We start from the raw sequence: 20,227 nt of genomic DNA on the forward strand, positions 1-20,227 counted from the left end.
CTCTAAAGGCCAAGGTGCGTCATCAATGCGCGGTTGACTTGGCCGACCGCGAACTTTTCCTCGCAAAATCGGCGAGCCGCCCCTCCCATGCGCGCGCGCATGGCTTCGTCGTCGGCAAGGCGCTCCATTGCTGCGGAGAGCGCGGCGGCATCCCGCACCGGGACGAGCAAGCCTGTCTGTTTATGCAGGACCGTTTCCCGACAGCCGGGCGCGTCGCTGGTGATGGTCGGGCGGCCCATCGCCGAGGCCTCGAGGACCGTACGCGGAGTACCCTCCCGGTACGAAGGCAAGACATACACGCTCGCTCGTTCGAGCGGCCCGTGCACGTCGTCGACCCAGCCGAGGTATTCGATACCGGCGCTCTGCCAGCCCTCGAGCTCGGTCGCGTCGATGCAATCAGGCGAGGCATCGAGGTTACCCGCCAGGAGGAACCGGCAATCGCTGCGGCGCGCGAGCACGGCCATGGCCGCTGCGGCATATTCACGCACGCCCTTGCTCACCAGCAGCCGCGCGATCATGAGGAACACCGGCTGCTCTGGAAGTGGAGCCGGGGTGAAGGCTGTGGTGTCTACACCCGACCCGTTTACCAACTGGGCCTTCGTGCGATCGGTCAGGCAGCCGGCGGCAATGAAATCGTCGCGATCGTCGCCATTCTGGAACACGACGACTCGGTTCACCGCCGTGGCGCGACGGTAGAGCAGGCGCGAGGCGGCTCCGATCAGTCGTTTCTTGACGGTGTCGTGCTGGATGAATGTGTAGCCGAGCCCAGTCACCATCGACGCACTGTCGACACCCTCGGCGGCCGCGGCCAGGCTGCCCCAGATGTTGGGCTTGATGGTATAGCCGAGGACAAGATCCGGTCCGATCGACCGGATCAGCCTGCGCTGGAAACGAAAGTACGCCCAGTCCGCCGCCGGCCGCGTCCCCGCCCGTTCGAGAGGGGCCTCATGCAGAGTCGCGCCGAGAGCCTCGATTGCACTGCGTTGTGAGGGCGTGCTGCCGGGTGCCGACACGTGGACTTCGTGTCCCGCGGCGACCATATCGGCAATCAGCGGGCCGCGGAAATTGACCACGGACGGCGCGAACGAGCCGTTCAGGAGTATGCGTTGCGGCATGCGGACGGGGCGAGTGCAGTTTGCTGTTCAATCTTGGGGTCTCGGGCCGTATACGGCCAGCAACTCGAAAAACAACCCGCACGATACTCAAGGTGAGATTCTAAGTTCATGATAAATCGAATGCCTTCGTGGCCTTCCTTTACCTGTGAAGAGGCCGACGCTGTACGGGCGGTAATTGCTTCCAACAAGGTGAACTACTGGGGCGGCGAGATCGGTCGCGCCTTCGAGCGCGAATTCGCCGAGTGGAGCGGCTCGGGCTATGCCGTGGCGCTGGCCAATGGTACGTTGGCCCTCGATCTCGCTCTCAATGCTCTGGGGATCGGCGCAGGCGACGAGGTCGTCGTTACTCCGCGGACTTTCATCGCATCGGTTTCTAGTGTGGTGAATGCGGGTGCGACACCGATTTTCGCCGACGTCGATCGCGACAGCGGCAACATCTCGCCGGCGACCATTGCGCCCGTACTGACCGAACGGACCCGTGCGATCGTTCCGGTCCATCTGGGCGGCTGGCCGTGCGACATGGATGGGATCATGGATTTGGCGCGTGCGCGTGGGATTGCCGTGATCGAGGACTGCGCCCAGGCGCACGGGGCCCGTGTCGGTACGCGCAGCGTCGGCTCGATCGGCGATGTCGGGGCCTGGTCTTTCTGCCAGGACAAGATCATGACCACCGGCGGCGAAGGCGGCATGGCCACCACTGACAATGAAGAGCTCTGGCGCAAGATGTGGTCCTACAAAGACCACGGCAAGGACTGGGACGCAGTCTACAATCGCGCTCACCCGCCAGGCTACCGCTTCGTGCACGAGAGCTTCGGCACCAATTGGCGCATGCTCGAGATGCAGGCGGCGATCGGGCGGATTCAATTGCGGCGCATGGCCGACTGGACTCGGCGCCGGACCGAGAACGCCATGACGATCGCTGCTGCAATACGCCGCCACCCGGACATCGTGCGCCTGCCGCTACCGGACAAGGGATTTACGCACGCGTTCTACCGTCTCTACGCTTATATCCGGACTGAAGCGCTGGCTCCAGGTTGGACTCGCGATCGGCTAGTTGATGAATTGCTGCAGTTCGAGATCCCAGTGATGCACGGGACCTGTTCGGAGGTCTATCTCGAGAAGGCGTTCGACGGGACGCCGTGGCAGCCTGTGCAGCGGCTGCCCGTAGCGCGCGAACTTGGCGAGACGAGCATCATGTTCTTAGTCCATCCTACCCTTGAAGTTGAACATGTGGGGCGGATCGCCGCTGGTGTGGAGGAGGTGTTCGGGCGCGCCGTCGCCTAGACACGTCGCATTACTCGGGCGGGATTGCCAACGACGATTTCGCCCGGCGCCACGTCGCCGAGTACTACTGCGCCCATGCCTACTACAGCATTTTCGCCGATCGTCAGCGGTGCGCCGTGGCGCCCTTGGCGGATGACCGCGCCGGTGCCGATATATGCTCCGTCGCGTATCTGGATGTTGCCGTTGCAACATACGGAAGGGGCAAAAGTCACGAAGTCCCCAATCACACAGTCATGTTCGACATAACTGTTAATGTTGCAATGGAAGTGCTTTCCGATCTGTACATTGCTGGCCACTGTGGTGAATGGCGAGAACACGGCACCCTCGCCGATGATTGAAGCATCCATCCGGACATGCTGTTGGGCCACAACCGAAAGAAAGCCGATGCGTTCTGCATGGCATCGTTCAGCTAAGCGGCGCCTAATCGCTCCGTCGGCGACAGCCAAGACAATCTTCCTTTCCGAAACCGGCTCGTTGAGGAACTGTTCAAGTGTTAGACACCTTTGACTATTCACCAAGGTTCCATCCGCAGCATCGTCAACATATAAGCATTCTATGTCCGCTGCATTGCCGTTTTGCGCTCGCAGAAGAGGCATGATCCCCCGACCTGCACCGGAGGCGCCGTACACCGCGTGAAGTCGAGCCACGCTCATGCCGGACGAGTTGCTTTGACGCGTTGGCCTTGGCGCGACGCTGGCGATAAGATGGTGGAAGCGTTCTGGTTGGTTTGCATTGGTCAGTTCCCGGTAAAGCTTGACTGTCCGACACAGTCTGGCTCGTCGATGTCGCTGCGCTGCAATACCTTGACCGCTGTTTGGACAAGTATCCTTAAGTCGAGCCAGAATGAACGGTTGTCGACGTACCACACGTCGAGCGCGAATTTCTCATCCCAGCTCAGTGCGTTACGGCCGTTGACCTGCGCCCAGCCGGTGATTCCCGGGCGGACTTCGTGGCGGCGCGCCTGTTCGGGCGAGTAAAGCGGCAAGTATTCGACCATCAGCGGTCGCGGACCTACCAGGCTCATGTCGCCTTTCAATACGTTCCACAATTCGGGCAGTTCGTCGAGGCTGCTGGCGCGTAGGAAGCGGCCCACTGGGGTCAGACGTGCGCGGTCGGGCAGAAGTGTCCCCTCGGGCGTACGCGCGTCGCTCATCGTACGAAACTTGATCATCGTGAACAGCTTGCCACCGCGGCCCGGCCGGTTCTGGCGGAACAGGACTGGGCTGCCCATCCACAGCCGGACGAGGAGCGCGACGAAGAATCCCACCGGCAGGGTCAGGGGAAGAGATAAGACAACGAGCAAGAGATCGAATGCGCGCTTCATCTTCTGATCCCTAACGCCTTGAACCTGCGCTGTCCTTCACGATGGAAATTCTGTCGATCGCGACATCGCGCACTTCGCGACGGTCGGATGCCGCCATCGCGATCTCCAACCAGTAGTAGGTGCAGGCGCCCGGCGGCCGCTGGAACAGCTTCGGCCCCGCGCCGATGCCGCCCAGTTCTATAACCGGACCCGCAGTGCTAACTGCGCAGACAAGTCTGAAGCGGACGTCGCTCGATGCGCCGGCTGTGCCCGCCTTCGCGCTAAATACCAGTGGGCCGGCAGGAAGCGCGACCAATTGTCTGGCAACTTGCGCCGCGCCACCTCCATATGAGGTGAATGCCAAGAGCCCTTGAGGCCGCTCTATGCGCGCCGAGAGGTCGGCGGCGAACTGCAGGTCCCAGGCGAATGGCGCCATGCCTGGCTTCTGTTCGAAGCCCGGATTGCGGACAATCGCGGTCCGATCCTGCCCGGGGTCCAGGTAATCGCTCAGCCGTTTGGCGTCCTCGAACTGCGCGGTGCGTACAAGTTGCTGCATGATCCGCAGGTCGTAGCCGGCGGGAGGATGGTATCCGTCCTGCCCGCGGGCGATACGTATGGAAACGACGTTGTGCATCGCCTTCGGGTTGGTGTGCGCATTGCTCCAGAAATCCGTTTCCCAGTTCGGGTTTTGGCGCAACATACCCAGCACTGGAGCCACAAGGTCCTGCCGGTCGAGATACTGGAACAGTCCCGGGATCAGCAAGGCTCGGGCCCGTTGGCTCGTGCGCAATGCGTTGTCGAACGCGGATAGCATGCCGCGTGCATCGGAATTTGCGCCGTCGGTGCGAATGAGCCAGACGTTGGTAGGCAGGTCGCGCCGCGTTAACTTTACTGCATTTCGCATCAAGTCAGCTGACCGACCGGTTTCGCCTTTGGCTTCAGCAAGAAGGCCAAGTGTTCGAATTGCCGCTACATTCAAGGGTTCCGCTGTGTAGCTGGCCCGTGCCAACGCAGTGATTGTCTGACTATCGACTTTGCTGGCATCGATCGGGCGGGCGATGTCTTTGACTGCTCCGGCAGAAAGCAACAGTCCAGCCGCGTTCGCTCGGGCAAAGCCAACACTTACACCGGCGGCCAGCGCGCGTTGCGGCTGGTGGACCTCGAAGACTTGTGCCGCGGCCGCCAGCGCGGAGACTACTGCGAGCGCGAGGCAGGCAAGCAACGCGATCGAGTTCCTGACCCAGGCCATGGCTAGGCTTCCAGCGCCCTAGTGTCGCTTCCCGGTTGGCCATATCCATATCCATATCCATATCCATATCCATAATGGGCATCTTCGGCTCCCAACTTGGTGATGACTGCCCCAAGAAGGCGGCCATTGGTTGCCCGCAAGCGATTGAGCGAACTATCGATGCCGCGCATCTTTTCGCGATTAGCCTCGATGGTGAAGACGACGCCTTCGACCGAAGAGCTGAGTAATGGAGCGTCGGCCAATCCAAGAACGGGCGAGCTGTCGACTATTACATGGTCGTATTCCTCGATCATCGCTTCCAGCAACTGCTTCATTCGCGAGCCAGACAACAATTCGGCGGCATTGGGCGGAATCGGGCCGGAATCCATGAACAAAAGATTTTCGAACGACGTCGGGTGAAGCATCGAGCGCCAATCGCTGTTGCCTGACAGATAGTTTGACAGTCCCAGCTCATGGCGTTGACCGAGAAATTCGCCGATCGACGGGCTGCGCATGTCGCCATCGATAATTACTACCTTTGCACCGGATCGAGCAATGGACTGAGCCAGGCCAACGGCGGAAGTCGACTTTCCTTCATTTGGAGCTGTGCTGGTCAGCATGAAACTGCGCGGGATCCCATGATCAGTCATGAACGAAAGGTTCGCCTTGACCGAGAGGTAGGCCTCGCTGGTCATAGACTTGCGGTCTCCTAGTGCTTCGACGACATCGCCATCTTTTATGAGCGGGATGCTTCCAAGGAGTGGCAGGCCAAGCTTACGATTGACGTCTTGCGGGTCCTTGAGGCTTTGGTTCCAGATTTCGAGCGCAAAGATCGCTCCTGCCGCAGCCAGCAGCCCGAGCAGAAGGAATATCAGGAGGTTGAAACCAAGCGAGGGCCTCGACGGCTTGAGCGGAGGTTCGGCGCGATCGACTACCGCAACGTTGTTGCTGCCCACACCAGCGACGCCGATTTCCTTGAAGCGCTGGAGCAGCGCGTCGTATAGTTGTCGGTTGGTGTCCACTTCGCGTTGGTAGATCGCATACTGTATCGAATCGCGGCGTTGACCTATGACCTCTTGCTTCAAGTTCTCGACCCGATTGCGCAGTTGAGCTTCGCGTGCCGCGGCCTGCTGATAGTCGGTTGTTTGGCTCAGCCTGATTCGGTCTTCCTCATTTGCGATTTCTTTGCTGAGGGCATCCATCTGATTCTTCAGCGCTTGGACTTGGGGATAGTCAGGTTCGAATTGAGTGAGCAGCTTGGCATGGTCTGCCGAAACTTCTGCCCGTTTCTGGCGCAATGCGTTGATCGCCGGATTGTTCATTACAATTGAATCGACTTGCCCGTTATTCGTCGCTGCGCTCTGCGCCGCGATGCGGGCCGCAGTCGCCTGGGTTAGCGCGCCGTTCAGGGCCTCCAGGTCACTCGCCACAAGAGTACGTTCGGTTCGCGTGTTGCCGCTTGGGCTTTCTTCCGTCTGAAGGGCTATGATTCGCTTCTTAGAAGCATAATTCACCAGTTCGGCCTCGGATTGCTCGAGTCTCTGTCGCAATGATTCGAGCTGCTTTTCGAGGTATTTGCGGGCATCTTCCGTGGAGGCGAAGCGACGGTCGAGTTCGCTCTGGATAAACTGATCCGACCAGGCATTTGCGATGCGAGCCGATAATCTGGGGTCGGGGCTCGAAAAGACGACATCGACCAGGCTCGATCCGCGCACCGGTTGGATGGAGATATTGTCGCGCAGGGCATCGACCACATCGACATCAAGCGGGTCCCGGCCCGACAACGCAGCGCTGCCAACGTCATCCGGCAGCAACTCGAAATTGCTTAGGAACGAGTTGTCCTGAGCTAGATTCAAGCTTCGCGCCACGCGCTCGGCGAGAGTCCTGCTGTTGAGTAGCGCATATTGCGTTTGATAGAATTCAAGACTTTGCCCTGAGGCGTCGTTTTCGACTCCTTGGACGTTGGTGACGTTGTCCTGCTCGCGACTGATCTCAAGCCGTGAAGTAGCTGAAAAGATAGGAGTCATGACGAGTGTCAAAATAACCCCGGCCACGAGCGCGGCCAGCACTATACTAGCGACCACCCACTTATGTCGGCGGATCGCGCGCCAATACTGCTCCGGCAGCGATACGTCGAAGTTGCTCTTTTGCCCGACTGTGGGTCGCTCGCCCTGCACCATCAAGTCAGGACTAAATATGGTTTCCATCATTTCTCTCTGGATTATCACCCAGCTGCAGTGTCCGACGTCAGTTTCTGTTGTTGAAAAGTATGAGCAGCGGAGTAGTCAACAGCGGGGCGGCCTTCAACACTTCTGAAAACAGCCGACGCGATTGTGAATCACCTACGATAACAATATCGTTTGCGAAGATTTCGGGATCGTCGTAGGCACCGGCACGGATTGCACCAAGGTTGTACAGTCCGGCCATCCGTTGTCCGCCCACGGTGCGAAACACGACGACGTCATCGAGCTTGGCAAATTCGGAAGTGCCGCCCGCTGTCGCCACGGCCTTGATCAAGGTCATCTTTCCAATAACCGGATACGGCCCCGGCTTTGACACTTGGCCGTCGACGGTGACGACTTGACTGATCGTTTCCTTCAGATTCACCGTGACCTGTGGATCGCGCACGTACCTGCGAAGGCGCTGTCTGATTGCCGTTTCGAGCTCGCCCGGCGAAAGACCAGCTGCCTCCAAGTTACCTGCAAGCGGAAGCGAAACGCGACCGCCGGCATCGACTTGCACTTCGTCGCGAGACAACTCCTCAACTCCGAAAACGTCGATAGAAAGCTTGTCAAACGGGCCTATCAAGTAGGGCCTTGTCAAGGTCAGTTGATCGGCTTGGGTTGGCTCCGGAAGAGGGCGGTCTTGGACTAGCGGGACCTTTCCGACATCCCGAATGGAAGGCTCCGACACACAGGCGGCCAGCAGGAAAGGCAGGAAAAGGAAGAGCTTTCGCATGGAATTCCAGAGAGGTTTCAAATTGCCGGGGAAGCGAGCACGCCAAATTTGTGCGCGCCCTGTACGACGTCGGACTGTGACGGTGGCATTAGCAAATTGTGTTGGCAGGTAAAGGCATTCGGGCTCACCATTAGCGGAAGGGAACGGTCTGCCGAGCGCCGACGCGGAGCTTAACTTCGATGCTCGCAGCAAGGAGAGCGGCCGTGCACATCAGTGACGGCGTGCGCAGAGGATAATCGAAGAGCCCGCCGAGCAGAAGTATGCTTAGCGAAAGCCATGAAAAGGCGCTTTGCGAGGTGAACGAGCCGGATGCTCTATTCTGCCGGACGCTTCCGAATGCCAGCCAGCCGCTCAGGACCATCCAGCCGCTGGCTAGAAACATCAACACTCCCGCCACTATCCCGCCTTCGATCAGGAAGCCGATGAAGTCATTATGCGCTTGGTTCAAATAGGCGGGCATCAACAGGGCCGTCGGCTCGCGAATCTGGTACACAAGGTAGAAGCTTCCGAAACCCGATCCCGCCGGGAAATAGGTCGAGATCAGGTGCCAAAGTTGCGGCATGATTTGCCAACGCAGTTCTTCCGCCGGAGAACGCTCGAAGATCCGCGCGAAGGCTTGGGAACCGGAAAAAAGTAAGATGGTGAGGACTACGGTTGCCACTAAGCCAAGGGCTATTGCAGTCGCGAGCAGACTGCGTTCTCTGAAAAATGTTTTGATCCGCCCGTTTGGCAGTCCGGCGAGCCAGAGCGCTGCACTGGCGACGAGCGAAACTAGGAGAAGAGCGGAACCCGCACGCGAACCGGTGGCAAAGACCATCGGGACAAATAATGCTGCAGCTCCAAAGGAGACGACACGCGTTAGCGCGGCACGTCTTCCTTGCGCGGACAGACCGAGCGACAATGCAAGCGGCACAAGGCATGCAAGGAAAATCGCATTGTGGTTTCGGTTGGAAAACAGCCCGACGACCATCCCGTTGTTGGTGATGCGATAGATATAGAATGGGCTGTTGGCAGTCCCGACTGCCTGTAGAAGCCCAAGAAGACAGCTGGCGACTCCGGCAGCCACAAGTAGTGCCGGTATTCTGTCCTTCACCTCAGTCGGCAGGATGGCGAAGTTGACCATCGCGGCGAGTGGCAGCGCAAGGACGAAGAAGGTGTTCAGGGTCTTCGAAGGCGATAAGCTGATTGGGCGCCACGGGGCCAAACCGAGCACATCTCGATCGATCGAGGCAATCAACTCGCGGCCAGGTAGCGCGTGCCAGACCATAGGCGGCAGAGGAATTAGCTGCGCGGCAACCAGAACAGCGAGCGCGACGAGCAGCTTGAGAGGCGCCCCCAGTTCGCGCAACTGATCCACTTGGCTGCAAGCCAGGCCATAACCAAGCAGCATTATCGAAAGCGGTCGCAGAATGATCAGTGACGCGATGTCGCCGCGTGATCCGCCGCCGAATAGGAACGCTCCCGCAACCAGCACGAGCACAGCAATCTGCCTAGAGAGTGGGCTCCGGAGCCTTTGCTGAAAATTGCCGAGAGTTGGCGCTCGGCCGACCGCATTGAACTTGATTGTCATAGGTGTTGATTTCTCGGGGCTCAATTTCAAGAAGCGATACGCCTCGGCCCGTTGTCGCGGCGATGTGCGAATTCGGGTACAAGGTTTCCTAATAAGGCTGTGGCTCGGACCGGGTCGCGGCATCCTTTGAGTTGTTGCAGCAGCGCGGCGAGATCGGGCCAAGGCATGAAATCTTCTCGCGCCATCATAATTCTTGCATGCCTCGTTTTTTGGGGATTTTCGCCGATCAACAATTCTTCAAACAGCTTTTCGCCGGGCCGGAGACCGATTTCGACAATGGCGATGTCCCCGTCGGGGTTTTTGTCGTCGCGAAGCGAGAGGCCGGACAGCTGAACCATCGTCCGGGCGAGGTCTAAAATTTTGATTGGCCTGCCCATGTCAAGCACGAAAACTTCGCCACCGCAAGCCATGTCACCGGCCTGGATGACCAAACCCGCTGCCTCGGGGATGGTCATAAAATATCGCATAACACGTGAATCTGTCAGGGTAATCGGACCTCCTGCTTCTATCTGCCGGCGGAACAGCGGCACGACCGATCCGCTTGAGCCCAGGACGTTGCCGAAGCGAACCATTGAATAGCGCGTCCCGTGGTTGCGCTCGGCGAAGCTCTGCACGACCTGTTCAGCCGCACGCTTGCTTGCCCCCATGATATTTGTTGGCCTCACGGCCTTGTCTGTACTGACGAGAATGAAATCGGCGACTTCGCCAACATGAGCGGCATACACAGTTTCGAACGTGCCGAGAACGTTGTTGCGAATGCCTTCAACCGGGTTCTGTTCAACCAGCGGAACATGCTTGTATGCCGCGGCGTGATAAACAGTATCCGGCTTGTGGGCAGTGAACACCTCTTCCAACCGTATTCGGTCCGTCACCGAGCCGAGGATCGCGACTATCTCGGTTTCCGAGCGGCTCGAGCGCAGTTCGAGTTCGATGGCGTAAAGTGAATATTCGCTGACGTCGAAAAGTACCAACTTCTGCGCGCCAATGCGTGCGATCTGGCGGCACAACTCGCTACCAATCGAACCACCGGCGCCAGTCACCAATACAGTTTTGCCAACCACGGTGCGGCCGGATGCCACATCGTTCGGCGCGATTTGTTCGCGACCCAGCAGGTCCTCGATCTCGAGGGGGCGCAGGTCGGTCAGTGAAACCTTCCCTCCGACAATGTCCTTCATTTGCGGCAGTGTCTTCACATTGATCCGCAATGGGGAAAGCGTCTTCACGATTTCCCGCCGTCGCTGGCGTGAGGCGTTGGGCAGGGCCAAGAGAATGTCGGTCACTTGATGCCGCTCGACGATTTGGGGAAGATCAGCGCTGAAATATACTTGGTTTCCGTCGAGTTTCTGTCCCTTCAACCGGCTGTCGTCGTCGACGTAGCCGATGACTTTGAGCGATGGATCAGAATTCATCGAGCTGACCAGTTGTTGGCCGCCTGAACCCGCGCCGTAAACCAAAACCCGGCGTACCGTACCGCCGAATTTGCCACGCATTAGCACGTCCATGATCAAGAAGCGAAAAGTGACTCGTGATCCAGCGATTAGCACGAAGTAGACTAGGGGCTGCAGCAACCCAAGTGTGCGCGGCACACCTGTAAAACTGATTATCATGAAGACGAACACCATGCATGAGGTGTAGAGTAAGAAGGCGCGCAACAAGATTGCCATCATTCCGCTTCCCGCATAGCGAAAGATCGACTTGTAAACCCCGCTCAGCCCGAAGCTGGGGATCATAAGGAGGATGGCGCCAAGGGAAATCCTGCGGATCGGTTCGTTCCAAAAGGTCCACGTATTCATGCGCAGGGAATACGCAATCCAGATGGAAAACATGAGCAGTATAAGATCGATTACGAAGACAACCGCACGCTTTTGCCAGCGAGGGAGGGCAGCGATTACTCCGAGAACGGAAGTAACCAAGTTAGTTGCAAGATTCATAGTGTTTCCTTGCTTCCTCTCCCGACCGCACGATTAAGGCCCGTTATCAAATGGATATAGGATTTTTGAACCCACCCAATTGCCGTAGCATACCCAATCTTCACACCAGCCCAATATCCGGCGCATCCTCCTGTTTCATGCCGACTATATGATAACCCGCATCGACGTGATGGGTTTCGCCGGTCACGCCCGATGACAGGTTGGACAGTAAGTAGAGGCCCGATCCGCCGACGTCCTCGATCGTGACGTTGCGCCGGAGCGGCGAGTTGAGTTCGTTCCACTTAAGGATATAGCGGAAGTCGCCGATGCCGCTGGCCGCCAGCGTCTTGATCGGCCCGGCGCTGATCGCGTTGACGCGAATGTTCTCCGGACCAAGGTCGTTTGCGAGATACTGGACGCTGGTTTCGAGCGCCGCCTTGGCCACGCCCATCACGTTGTAGTGCGGCACGACCTTTTCGGCGCCATAGTAGGTCAGCGTAAGGATCGAGCCGCCGTTAGGCATCATCTCGCGCGCCCGTTTCGTCACCGCGACAAGGCTGTAGGCGGAGATGTTCATCGTCATCAGGAAATTGTCGAGACTGGTGTCGACATACTTCCCGCGCAGCTCGTTCTTGTCGGAAAAGCCGATCGCGTGGACCACGAAGTCGATCGTTTCCCAGCGCGCCCTGAGCGTTTCGAAGGCGCGGTCGAGCGCGGCCATGTCCGAAACGTCGCAATCGAAGCAGAAATCGCTGCCGAGCTGTTCGGCCAGCGGGATGACCCGCCTGGCCAGCGCCTCGCCCTGGTAGGAAAAGGCCATCTCGGCCCCGTGCTCGGCGAGCTTCTGGGCGATGCCCCAGGCGAGCGACTTGTCGTTCGCCAGGCCCATGATCAGGCCGCGCTTGCCGTTCATCAGACCGCTCATTCGTCTGGTCCCTCCTGCGTCTCTTGTCTTGCGTCCTTGGCCTTTGCCCGCTTCTCGTCGGACTGGCCGATGTGATCGCGCTCTTCTTCCGGCGTTTCGGCCAGTGCGGCGTTGAGTTCGGCGCCCATTACCATCCCTAGGCCCACGAGCCAGAAAAAGAAAAGTGCGATCATCATGCCCGCCAGCGAGCCGTAAGTCAGGTTGTAGCGGAACACGGTGCGCAGCAGTGGCGGCAGGGTCAGGGTGACGCCAATCCACCAGGCGGCGACGAGCAGCGCGCCAGGCCACTTGGGATAGCGCCGAATACGGTAAGCGTGCGGCGTGAGCGTGTAGAACAGCAGGTAGAGCGAGCCGAACAGCACGAAAGCCGGGACGAGCCGCGACAGCGAAAGTTCGTGCAACACGTTGGCCAGTTGCGGGAAATAGGCGTCGATCACCTCCTGTGCGGCGCCGATCAGCACCTGGGCGATCAGGCTGAACATCAGCAGGATCACCGAGGCGATGATGATCCCGGTCGAAAACAGGCGGTATTTCCAGAACGCCACGGTCGGCTCGGTGCCGTAGGCGCGGCGCAGGATGTCGCGGATCGTCTCGATCAGGCTGCCGACCGTCCACAGCCCGATCAGCCCGCCGGCCCAAAGCAGCCAGCCGCTGCGCTGGGCGACGACGTCGCGCGCCACCGGCCCTATGACGTCGGCGACCACCGGTGGCAGGGCGATGAGCACGGCGTTGATCGTCGCCGCGCGCTCGGTCTCCTCGCCGAAGAACGAGAAGATCGCCGCGGCGGTGATGAAGAACGGAAAGATCGCCAGCACCGCCATATAGGCGAGGTTTCCGGCGTGGATGAAGCCGTCGTTGTAGGTGCCGACGAGGACCCGCTTGACCACGTCGAAGGCGCGGCTGCCGGGGCCCACGTGATACCGCACCTGGTCGCCGAACCCGGCGCTGTGCGCGAGCGCCTGCCGCCGCCGTGCCTCGGGCGAGAGGTCATCGACCGGGGGGCCGTACTTGTCCGGGTCGGAGAGGCCGGGTGGCGCCATCGGCAGCGGGTATTACCAGTTGTCCATCGTCTGTCGAGCGAACGAACCGGCGAACGGATGGCTCCGCAGCGCGCTCAAACCCCGAGATCGGCGCGCACGTTGCGGGTGTCTTCCCATCCTTCGAGCTTGGCGGCGAGCGCCGCGACGTCGTCGGGAAGGTCGATTTCGAGCGTCACCAGTTGGTCGCCGCGCCCGCCGCTCTTCTTGGTGAAGCCCTTGCCCTTGAGGCGCATGACGGTGCCGCCGTTGGTGCCCGGTTTGATCGTCAGCATGACCGCGCCATCGACCGTCGGGCAGCGCACCTTGGCCCCGGCGATCGCCTCGGTCAGCGTTATCGGCAGGCCCATGCGCACATCGTAACCGTCCTTGCGGAAGAACCGATGCGGCTCGAGCGAGATGGTTACGATGCCGTCGCCGTGACCGCCGGCCCCCGCCTCGCCCTTGCCCTTGAGGCGCATTTGCGTGCCGTCCTCGGTGCCCTGCGGCAGCTTGAGATCGATGGTCTTGCCGTCGGCCAGCGTGATGCGCTGCTCCTTGAGCGTCGCGGCGTCGGTGAAGGGGACGCGCAGTCGGTAGGTGATGTCGGCGCCCTTGCGTGGCGGCGGAGGCGGCGGTCGACGGCTGAAGCCGCTCGAACCGCCGAATCCGCCCGAACTTCCGCCGCGACCGCCGCCGAACAGGCCGTCGAAGATGTCGCCGAGATCTATTCCCTCCATCCCGGCCATGTCCTGGAATTCGCGCGGGTCGAAGCCCTGCGAACCGCCGCTGCTGCTCGTGCGGCCACGGAAACCGCCGCCGAACGGGTTACCGCCGCCGCCTCCGCCCATGCCGAACGGCATCGCCGGATTGCCGTCGGCATCGATCTCGCCGCGGTCGAACTGGCCGCGCTTGGTCTTGTCGGAGAGCAGGTCGTAGGCCCTGGTGACGTCGGAGAACTTCTCCGCCGCCTTCGGATTGTCCTTGTTCCGGTCCGGATGCAGTTCCTTGGCGAGCTTGCGGTAGGCGGACTTGATGTCCTTCTCGCTCGCGTTGCGGGAAATACCAAGGGTGGCATAGGGATCGGCCATGGCGTGTTAGCTAGGTGCTACAGTGAAAGCACGCAAGCGGCGCTTTCCACCGCGCCACGGCGAAGCTAGGGCTGGCGCATGGAAAGCGGACGCGACGCCATACCCGAAGGGGACCCGTTTGCCCTGTTCGACGCCTGGTTCGCCGAGGCCAGGGCAAGCGAGCCGAACGACGCCAACGCCATGGCGCTGGCCACCGCGACGCCGGGAGCCGCTCCTTCGGTGCGCATGGTCCTGCTCAAGGGCCACGGGCCCAACGGCTTCGTGTTCTACACCAATGCCGAAAGCCGCAAGGGTGGGGAAGTCCGCGCCAATCCGCAGGCCGCGCTGCTGTTCCACTGGAAGAGCCTGCGCCGGCAGGTGCGGATAGAGGGCCCCCTGAGCGAGGTCACCGCGCAGGAGGCGGACGACTACTTCCATTCGCGCCACCCGCTTTCGCAGCTCGGTTCGGCAGCGAGCGACCAGTCGCGCCCGCTCGACAGGCGGCAGACCTACCTCGACCGCGTGGACGAACTCGCGGCGCGTTACGAGGGGCAGGAAATCCCGCGCCCCCCACACTGGACCGGCTTCCGCTGCACGCCCGAGCGGATCGAGTTCTGGCTCGATCGCGAGAATCGCCTGCACGAACGCCGCCAGTTCAACCGCCGCGCCGATGGCGGGTGGACGAGCACGTTGCTCTATCCATGAAACACGTCGCAACGGAGTTGGGAGCATGACGAACGAGCAGGTAGCGCGCGCCCGCCTGACCCGCAGCGCCGCCTTCGCATCGATCACGATGGCGAGCATTCTGGCGGCGATGAAGATCTGGGCGGTGTGGAAGACCGATTCGACCGCCATGCTCGGCAGCCTTGCCGATACCGGGCTCGATCTTATCGCCAGCATCGCCACGCTGATCGGCGTGTGGATCGCGGCGCGTCCTGCGGACGAGGACCACCGCTTTGGCCACGGCAAAGCGGAAGCGCTCGCGGCGCTTTTCCAGGTCGTCCTGATCACCATTTCGGCGGCCGGAATCGCCTTCCGCGCGATCAACCAGCTCGTCGCCGGCGAGCGAGTCGATTCCGCCAACGAGGGCATCGTCGTCTCGGTGCTGGCGATTCTCGGGACATTTGCACTGCTCGCCTGGCAGCGCCATGTCATCCGCTCGACCGGCAGCATCGCCATCAAGACCGACAACGTCCACTACAAGTCGGACCTGTTCCTCAACCTCGCGGTGATCGCCGCCCTGGTCATGGACCGCTTCCTCGGCATCGCCGGGGCCGACCCGGCCTTCGGCCTGATCATCGCGCTGTGGCTGGCCTGGGGCGCCTGGCGCGCCTCGAGCGAGGCGCTCGACCACCTGATGGACAAGGAATGGCCCGACGCGAAGCGCGACGAGTTCATCGCCGTGCTGGCGCGGATTTCCGAGGTTCACGGCATGCACGACCTGCGCACCCGAACCAGCGGTGCGCACGACTTTGCCCAGTTCCATATCTCGGTCGATCCGAAGATGACGGTCGCGCAAGCCCACGATGTGATGGACGCGATCGAGGACAAGCTGGCGGCCGAGTTCCCCGGGGTCGAAGTTCTGATCCACACCGACCCCATCGGGCTGGTCAATGAAACGGGCGCGGCAGCCGAAGAACTGCTGCCGCAGGACGGGAGCGAAGTGAAGTGAAACGACCCTACTGGCACGTCGATGCCTTTTCCGACCGGCCTTTCGCCGGCAATCAGGCCGGGGTCATGCCGCTCGACGAATGGCTCCCGGACGAGCTGCTGCAGGCCATCGCCGAGGAGAACAAGTTCGCAGAGACTGCCTTCCTTGTGCCCGACGCCAGCGGCGAGACGGACTGGGAGCTGCGCTGGTTCACCCCGGCCTGCGAGATCCGCCTGTGCGGCCACGCGACGCTCGCTTCTGGCCATGTCATGCTCCTGCAGGGCGGCGACCGGGTCACCTTCCGCACCCGGCGCGCAGGCATCCTCGAGGTCCGGCGTCTGGCCGAAGGCGGCTACGAACTGGCGCTCCCGGCCATCGCGACCGAGCCGTGCGCGCGGCCTGAAGTCGCCCCGTTGCTCGGCGTCGAGCCGCAGGAAGTGTGGCTCAACCCCGATCGCTACGGAATCTACCTGTTCGGCAGCGAAACCGAAGTCCGCGCTTTGGCGCCCGACTTCAAGGGCCTCGGCGCGCTCGGAGACGACCAGTTCATCTGCACTGCGCCGGGCGACATCTGCGATGTGGTCAGCCGGGTTTTCGTCCCCGGTGCCGGGGTCGACGAGGACAGCGTGACCGGCTCGGCGCACGCCGCGCTGACGCCGTTCTGGGCCGCGCGCCTCGGTCGCAAGCGCTTCACCGCGCACCAGGCCTCGCAGCGCGGCGGCGATCTCGTGTGCCGTCTCGACGGCGATCGCGCATGGCTCGGCGGCCACTGCGCGACAGTGGTCGAAGGGACCTACTTCGTTACCGGGTAGAGCGCGGCGATCTTGGCGAGGTCGTCGACCAGCGGGCGGCGCTTGCTGTCTTCGGTATGGCCGAGCCGGACGATCGTCAGGCCCTGGCTCGGCGACACGATGACGTACTGGCCGAGGTGGCCGACCAGCGAGAAGGCGTCGGACGGACCCTGGTCGGGGAATAGCACGACCTTTTCGCTGTCCGAGGTACGGTTGAGCCAGGTCATCGCGCCGTAGTCGGCCTTGCGCGGACTCGGGCGGGTCATGAATTCGACCCAGCTCCGCGGGACCAGCTGCGTGCCGCGCACCGAACCCTTGTGCCGCATCAGTTCGCCGACCTTTGCCCAGTCGCGCGCCGTGGCCCAGATCATCGAACCGCCGAGCATGGTGCCCGAGGCGTCGTATTCCCCGCGCAGCGAGGGCGCGCGCAGCGGCCCGGACAGGCGCGAGACCATGAAATCGTCGACCGCCTGTCGCCTTTCGTCGGCGGAACCGTCGGGCGCGAGGATGCGCGCGGCAATGTCCGAGAGGATCATCGCGGTCGGGGTCGAATACTGGAAATGCCGCCCGGCCTCGTGGTCGAGCGGTGCGGCCTCGGCCCAGTCGGCCATGTCGTCGCGTCCGTCGAGGAACATCATCCGCACTTCGCCCGAGGTGTAGATCGGGTCGGCCATTTCCTGGTGCCGGAGGCCCGAGCGCATCTGCATGAGCTGGCGCAGCGTGATCTCGCCGCGCGGGTCGCCGGTGCGCTGCCACCCCGGGATCGGCGGCGAGCGGTCGAGGTGCAGCCGTCCCTCGGCGACCAGCGCCCCGACCAGCAGGCCGGTGACGGTTTTCGACATCGACCAGCCGATGAATGGGGTCTGCTTGCCGTAACCCTCTGCATAGCGCTCCGCGGCGATCTCGCCGTTGTGCAGGACCAGCACGGCGCGGGTTTCGCCGATGCCCTTGTCGGTGAACAGGGTATCGACAGCACGCGCCAGCTTCTCGCGGGCTACGCCGGGATCGGCGCTCACCGCCTCGAGCGCGCCGGGTGGCAATGGCGGTTCGGGCGGGGGGCCCGAATCGCCGCAAGCGGCAAGCATGAGGGCTGGAAGCAGGGCAGCGGCGAGGCTAGGGAAACGAGGCGGCGTCATCGGGGCGCCATCCATCCTTCAGGCGCTTCGCAATGGCAACCGCAAAGAATTCAGCCCAGCGTTCCCGACCGGTCTGGCTCAAGATCGTGGTCGCGCTGGCCTTCGTCGGGCTCGTTACCGGCTGGTTCTTCCGCGAGCCCATCTACGGACGCGCCGAGACGGGAGTGTCCTACGGTGCTCACGTCGCGTGCTCGTGCCGCTACCTCGCCGGCCGCGGTTTGTCGGACTGCAAGAAGGACTTCGAGCCGGGGATGAAGCTGGTGTTCCTGAGCGACGACGCCGACGACAAATCGGTCACCGCCTACGTCCCTCTCATCGCCAGCCAGACCGCGCACTACCGCGAGGGCTATGGCTGCGTGCTCGAACCCTGGTCGGACTGAGTTTCGGTCGAATCGATCCATCCGCCTCCGACGACCCGGTCGCCGGCATAGATCACAGCAGCCTGGCCCGGAGCGACTCCGTATTCGGGCTGGGCGAATCGAATCGTCGCCGCCGCCCCGTTTCCGAGCTGGCCGTCGAGCACGACCGGGACCGGCTTGGCCAGCGAACGAACCTTGGCCGTCAGCGGCGCGTCGGGGAGCGGGCCGACGCGGTTCGTTTCAATCAATTGTGCGGCGCTTGTGGCAAGCATTGCGCGGGGCCCGACACGTACCTCGGCGCTCTCCGCGTCGAGCGCGATGACATAGAGCGGCTCGGGCTGGCCGCCTATCTCGAGCCCGCGGCGCTGACCGACGGTGAAGTGGATCACGCCCTCGTGGCGGCCCAGCGTCTCGCCGGTCCCGGCGTGGACGATCGCCCCAGGCCGTGCGCCTTCGGGACGCACCGAGCGGACAATCTTCGCATAGTCGCCGTCGGGGACAAAACAGATGTCCTGGCTGTCGGGCTTGGCGGCGACCGCGAGGCCGAACTCGGCGGCGATCTGCCGCACCTCGGCCTTGGGAAGCCCGCCGAGCGGGAATCGCAGGTAGTCGATCTGCTCCTCGGTCGTGCCGTAGAGGAAGTACGACTGGTCGCGTGCCGGATCGAGCGCGCGGTGCAATTCCGCGCCTGCCGGCCCCACCATCCGGCGCACGTAGTGGCCGGTCGCGAGGCAATCGGCACCGAGCTCGCGCGCCATGTTCAGCAGGTCGGTGAACTTGGGGCCCATGTTGCAGCGGATGCACGGGATCGGCGTACGTCCGGCGAGGTAATCGTCGGCGAAGGCCTCGACCACTTCCTCGCGGAAGGCGCTCTCGTGGTCGAAAACGTAGTGCGCGAAGCCGAGCCGGTCGGCGACGCTGCGCGCGTCGCGGATGTCGTCTCCCGCACAGCACGCGCCCTTTCGCCCGGTGGCCGCGCCATAGTCGTAGAGCTGCAGTGTGACGCCGATGACCTCGGCCCCGCTACGGCTGGCGAGCGCGGCGACCACCGAACTGTCGACCCCACCCGACATGGCGACGACGATGCGGCAGTCGCCGGCCGGGCGCGGCAGGTCGAACAGCGCCGCGGGGTCGGCGGTAAGGGATGCGGTGGGGGTCACGATGGCGCGCCCCTTACACGCACCGGGGCGGCGGGGCAAAGGCAAGGAGATAATGCACGGTAAACGTCCGCTTTACCGGTTCTTGACGCTTGGACGTTATTGGCGATTCCATGTTCCAAGCCAAACTCCACCGACAGGACGTCGGGCTGCCGTTCGACCATGCCGATGGCAAGGCCGGCGACCTGCGTCCGGTGCGTTGGTCGGACCTCGTCGCCAAGCTCGATGCGGCCCGCGATCTTCGCGATGCCTTGCACGGGCACGACGGTGCGAGCGAAGCCAGTTTCGACAGCAGCTGCGCCCGGCATATCGCTGCGCTCGGCGATGGCAAACACGACGTTAACCTTGATGCTTTAGCCAATGGCAAAGCACCAAACGGCATGACGCACGCACAAATAGAACGAGGTTCGGACAAGGTCCGAGAGAAGTGATGATCGAGAACCAGAAAATCCGTCCTGCGCAAGTGATCGGTCCGCTCGGCGAGCCGCTCACGATCAAGGACCTTCCCGCACCCGAAACCAAGCGGTGGGTGGTGCGGCGCAAGGCCGAGGTCGTGGCTGCCGTCAACGGCGGCTTGCTGACGATCGACGAGGTTCTCGAACGCTACAACCTCACGCTCGAGGAATTTGCCTCGTGGCAGCGTGCGGTCGACCGTTCGGGCATGCAAGGCCTGCGCGTGACGCGCATCCAGCACTACCGCGACCTCTACGAGCGCCAGCTCAAGTACTAAGCGCCACCGGCGCACTTACCCGCC

At 62.1% G+C, this 20,227-nt stretch carries 20 protein-coding genes; 7 read left to right on the plus strand and 13 right to left on the minus strand.

Annotated elements, in window-relative coordinates:
* Positions 1-2: 2 nt before the first annotated feature.
* A complete protein-coding gene (locus GRI89_RS13535; protein ID WP_159796611.1) occupies positions 3-1,115 on the minus strand; it encodes a glycosyltransferase family 4 protein in 1,113 nt (370 codons plus the stop codon).
* Between the two features lie 120 nt (positions 1,116-1,235).
* On the opposite strand from GRI89_RS13535, the gene GRI89_RS13540 reads away from it, so the two are divergent.
* Positions 1,236-2,399 carry a DegT/DnrJ/EryC1/StrS family aminotransferase gene (locus tag GRI89_RS13540; protein WP_235913361.1) on the plus strand — a complete coding sequence of 388 codons (1,164 nt, stop codon included), beginning with the start codon at positions 1,236-1,238 and terminating at the stop codon, positions 2,397-2,399.
* On the opposite strand, the gene GRI89_RS13545 is transcribed toward GRI89_RS13540, so the two are convergent.
* The 10 genes from GRI89_RS13545 to GRI89_RS13590 all read right to left on the minus strand — a co-directional run bounded on the left by GRI89_RS13545 (position 2,396) and on the right by GRI89_RS13590 (position 14,400).
* Positions 2,396-3,052 carry an acetyltransferase gene (locus tag GRI89_RS13545; RefSeq protein WP_159796617.1) on the minus strand — a complete coding sequence of 219 codons (657 nt, stop codon included), beginning with the start codon at positions 3,050-3,052 and terminating at the stop codon, positions 2,396-2,398. The two genes, GRI89_RS13540 and GRI89_RS13545, sit on opposite strands and share 4 nt — an antisense overlap.
* Before the next feature lie 83 nt (positions 3,053-3,135).
* Positions 3,136-3,723: a sugar transferase gene (locus tag GRI89_RS13550; RefSeq protein WP_159796620.1), complete on the minus strand. Its 588-nt coding sequence runs from the start codon at positions 3,721-3,723 to the stop codon at positions 3,136-3,138.
* Between the two features lie 10 nt (positions 3,724-3,733).
* On the minus strand, positions 3,734-4,951 hold the full coding sequence (locus GRI89_RS13555) for a hypothetical protein (protein ID WP_159796632.1): 1,218 nt from the start codon (positions 4,949-4,951) through the stop codon (positions 3,734-3,736).
* Positions 4,952-4,953: 2 nt separating this feature from the next.
* Complete coding sequence (locus tag GRI89_RS13560; RefSeq protein WP_159796634.1) at positions 4,954-7,137, minus strand: GumC family protein; 2,184 nt, start codon at positions 7,135-7,137, stop codon at positions 4,954-4,956.
* Positions 7,138-7,177: 40 nt separating this feature from the next.
* Entirely contained in the window at positions 7,178-7,888 is a 711-nt protein-coding gene (locus GRI89_RS13565) for a polysaccharide biosynthesis/export family protein (protein ID WP_159796636.1), read from the minus strand.
* A gap of 130 nt (positions 7,889-8,018) precedes the next feature.
* A complete protein-coding gene (locus GRI89_RS13570) occupies positions 8,019-9,458 on the minus strand; it encodes an O-antigen ligase family protein (protein WP_235913362.1) in 1,440 nt (479 codons plus the stop codon).
* 26 nt (positions 9,459-9,484) lie between these two features.
* Positions 9,485-11,389, minus strand: a complete 1,905-nt coding sequence (locus tag GRI89_RS13575) for a polysaccharide biosynthesis protein (RefSeq protein ID WP_159796640.1) — start codon at positions 11,387-11,389, stop codon at positions 9,485-9,487.
* 100 nt (positions 11,390-11,489) lie between these two features.
* Positions 11,490-12,293 (minus strand): enoyl-ACP reductase FabI, encoded by an 804-nt coding sequence (gene fabI / locus GRI89_RS13580; RefSeq protein ID WP_159796642.1) that lies wholly within the window; start codon positions 12,291-12,293, stop codon positions 11,490-11,492.
* Entirely contained in the window at positions 12,290-13,333 is a 1,044-nt protein-coding gene (locus GRI89_RS13585) for a YihY/virulence factor BrkB family protein (protein ID WP_159796644.1), read from the minus strand. The genes fabI and GRI89_RS13585 overlap by 4 nt, the downstream gene beginning before the upstream one ends.
* 74 nt (positions 13,334-13,407) lie before the next feature.
* The gene (locus tag GRI89_RS13590; RefSeq protein WP_159796646.1) at positions 13,408-14,400 is read right to left on the minus strand and encodes a DnaJ C-terminal domain-containing protein; all 993 of its coding nucleotides are present in this window, start codon (positions 14,398-14,400) and stop codon (positions 13,408-13,410) included.
* 78 nt (positions 14,401-14,478) lie between these two features.
* Between GRI89_RS13590 and pdxH the strand changes: the two genes are divergently transcribed.
* Genes pdxH through GRI89_RS13605 form a run of 3 tightly spaced genes read left to right on the plus strand, consistent with a single transcriptional unit; the run spans position 14,479 to position 16,842 of the window.
* On the plus strand, positions 14,479-15,084 hold the full coding sequence (gene pdxH, locus GRI89_RS13595) for a pyridoxamine 5'-phosphate oxidase (RefSeq protein ID WP_159796648.1): 606 nt from the start codon (positions 14,479-14,481) through the stop codon (positions 15,082-15,084).
* Positions 15,085-15,109: 25 nt separating this feature from the next.
* Positions 15,110-16,051, plus strand: coding sequence for a cation diffusion facilitator family transporter (locus GRI89_RS13600; protein WP_159796650.1), 942 nt, complete (start codon positions 15,110-15,112; stop codon positions 16,049-16,051).
* The gene (locus tag GRI89_RS13605; protein ID WP_328598260.1) at positions 16,048-16,842 is read left to right on the plus strand and encodes a PhzF family phenazine biosynthesis protein; all 795 of its coding nucleotides are present in this window, start codon (positions 16,048-16,050) and stop codon (positions 16,840-16,842) included. Before GRI89_RS13600 ends, GRI89_RS13605 begins: the two co-directional genes overlap by 4 nt.
* On the opposite strand, the gene GRI89_RS13610 is transcribed toward GRI89_RS13605, so the two are convergent.
* Complete coding sequence (locus tag GRI89_RS13610) at positions 16,824-17,957, minus strand: serine hydrolase domain-containing protein (RefSeq protein WP_159796653.1); 1,134 nt, start codon at positions 17,955-17,957, stop codon at positions 16,824-16,826. The two genes, GRI89_RS13605 and GRI89_RS13610, sit on opposite strands and share 19 nt — an antisense overlap.
* A 32-nt stretch (positions 17,958-17,989) precedes the next feature.
* Here GRI89_RS13610 and GRI89_RS13615 point away from each other — a divergent pair, with 32 nt between their 5' ends.
* A complete protein-coding gene (locus GRI89_RS13615; RefSeq protein ID WP_235913364.1) occupies positions 17,990-18,337 on the plus strand; it encodes a hypothetical protein in 348 nt (115 codons plus the stop codon).
* On the opposite strand, the gene mnmA is transcribed toward GRI89_RS13615, so the two are convergent.
* Positions 18,304-19,476, minus strand: a complete 1,173-nt coding sequence (mnmA, locus tag GRI89_RS13620) for a tRNA 2-thiouridine(34) synthase MnmA (RefSeq protein WP_328598261.1) — start codon at positions 19,474-19,476, stop codon at positions 18,304-18,306. The genes GRI89_RS13615 and mnmA overlap by 34 nt on opposite strands.
* An 89-nt stretch (positions 19,477-19,565) precedes the next feature.
* Here mnmA and GRI89_RS13625 point away from each other — a divergent pair, with 89 nt between their 5' ends.
* Positions 19,566-19,904 carry a hypothetical protein gene (locus tag GRI89_RS13625; protein WP_159796659.1) on the plus strand — a complete coding sequence of 113 codons (339 nt, stop codon included), beginning with the start codon at positions 19,566-19,568 and terminating at the stop codon, positions 19,902-19,904.
* Positions 19,904-20,203 carry a CtrA inhibitor SciP gene (gene sciP, locus GRI89_RS13630; RefSeq protein ID WP_159796833.1) on the plus strand — a complete coding sequence of 100 codons (300 nt, stop codon included), beginning with the start codon at positions 19,904-19,906 and terminating at the stop codon, positions 20,201-20,203. Before GRI89_RS13625 ends, sciP begins: the two co-directional genes overlap by 1 nt.
* Positions 20,204-20,227: the final 24 nt, after the last annotated feature.

Source organism: Croceibacterium salegens, assembly GCF_009827435.1.
Lineage (GTDB): Bacteria > Pseudomonadota > Alphaproteobacteria > Sphingomonadales > Sphingomonadaceae > Croceibacterium_B > Croceibacterium_B salegens.

What these genes read in the sequence shown, in the direction of transcription:
- GRI89_RS13535 (WP_159796611.1), bottom strand. Translation starts at nt 1,115, where the DNA reads ATGCCGCAACGCATACTCCTGAACGGCTCGTTCGCGCCGTCCGTGGTC.
- GRI89_RS13540 (WP_235913361.1), top strand. Translation starts at nt 1,236, where the DNA reads ATGCCTTCGTGGCCTTCCTTTACCTGTGAAGAGGCCGACGCTGTACGG.
- GRI89_RS13545 (WP_159796617.1), bottom strand. Translation starts at nt 3,052, where the DNA reads ATGAGCGTGGCTCGACTTCACGCGGTGTACGGCGCCTCCGGTGCAGGT.
- GRI89_RS13550 (WP_159796620.1), bottom strand. Translation starts at nt 3,723, where the DNA reads ATGAAGCGCGCATTCGATCTCTTGCTCGTTGTCTTATCTCTTCCCCTG.
- GRI89_RS13555 (WP_159796632.1), bottom strand. Translation starts at nt 4,951, where the DNA reads ATGGCCTGGGTCAGGAACTCGATCGCGTTGCTTGCCTGCCTCGCGCTC.
- GRI89_RS13560 (WP_159796634.1), bottom strand. Translation starts at nt 7,137, where the DNA reads ATGGAAACCATATTTAGTCCTGACTTGATGGTGCAGGGCGAGCGACCC.
- GRI89_RS13565 (WP_159796636.1), bottom strand. Translation starts at nt 7,888, where the DNA reads ATGCGAAAGCTCTTCCTTTTCCTGCCTTTCCTGCTGGCCGCCTGTGTG.
- GRI89_RS13570 (WP_235913362.1), bottom strand. Translation starts at nt 9,458, where the DNA reads ATGACAATCAAGTTCAATGCGGTCGGCCGAGCGCCAACTCTCGGCAAT.
- GRI89_RS13575 (WP_159796640.1), bottom strand. Translation starts at nt 11,389, where the DNA reads ATGAATCTTGCAACTAACTTGGTTACTTCCGTTCTCGGAGTAATCGCT.
- fabI (WP_159796642.1), bottom strand. Translation starts at nt 12,293, where the DNA reads ATGAGCGGTCTGATGAACGGCAAGCGCGGCCTGATCATGGGCCTGGCG.
- GRI89_RS13585 (WP_159796644.1), bottom strand. Translation starts at nt 13,333, where the DNA reads ATGGCGCCACCCGGCCTCTCCGACCCGGACAAGTACGGCCCCCCGGTC.
- GRI89_RS13590 (WP_159796646.1), bottom strand. Translation starts at nt 14,400, where the DNA reads ATGGCCGATCCCTATGCCACCCTTGGTATTTCCCGCAACGCGAGCGAG.
- pdxH (WP_159796648.1), top strand. Translation starts at nt 14,479, where the DNA reads ATGGAAAGCGGACGCGACGCCATACCCGAAGGGGACCCGTTTGCCCTG.
- GRI89_RS13600 (WP_159796650.1), top strand. Translation starts at nt 15,110, where the DNA reads ATGACGAACGAGCAGGTAGCGCGCGCCCGCCTGACCCGCAGCGCCGCC.
- GRI89_RS13610 (WP_159796653.1), bottom strand. Translation starts at nt 17,957, where the DNA reads ATGACGCCGCCTCGTTTCCCTAGCCTCGCCGCTGCCCTGCTTCCAGCC.
- GRI89_RS13615 (WP_235913364.1), top strand. Translation starts at nt 17,990, where the DNA reads ATGGCAACCGCAAAGAATTCAGCCCAGCGTTCCCGACCGGTCTGGCTC.
- sciP (WP_159796833.1), top strand. Translation starts at nt 19,904, where the DNA reads ATGATCGAGAACCAGAAAATCCGTCCTGCGCAAGTGATCGGTCCGCTC.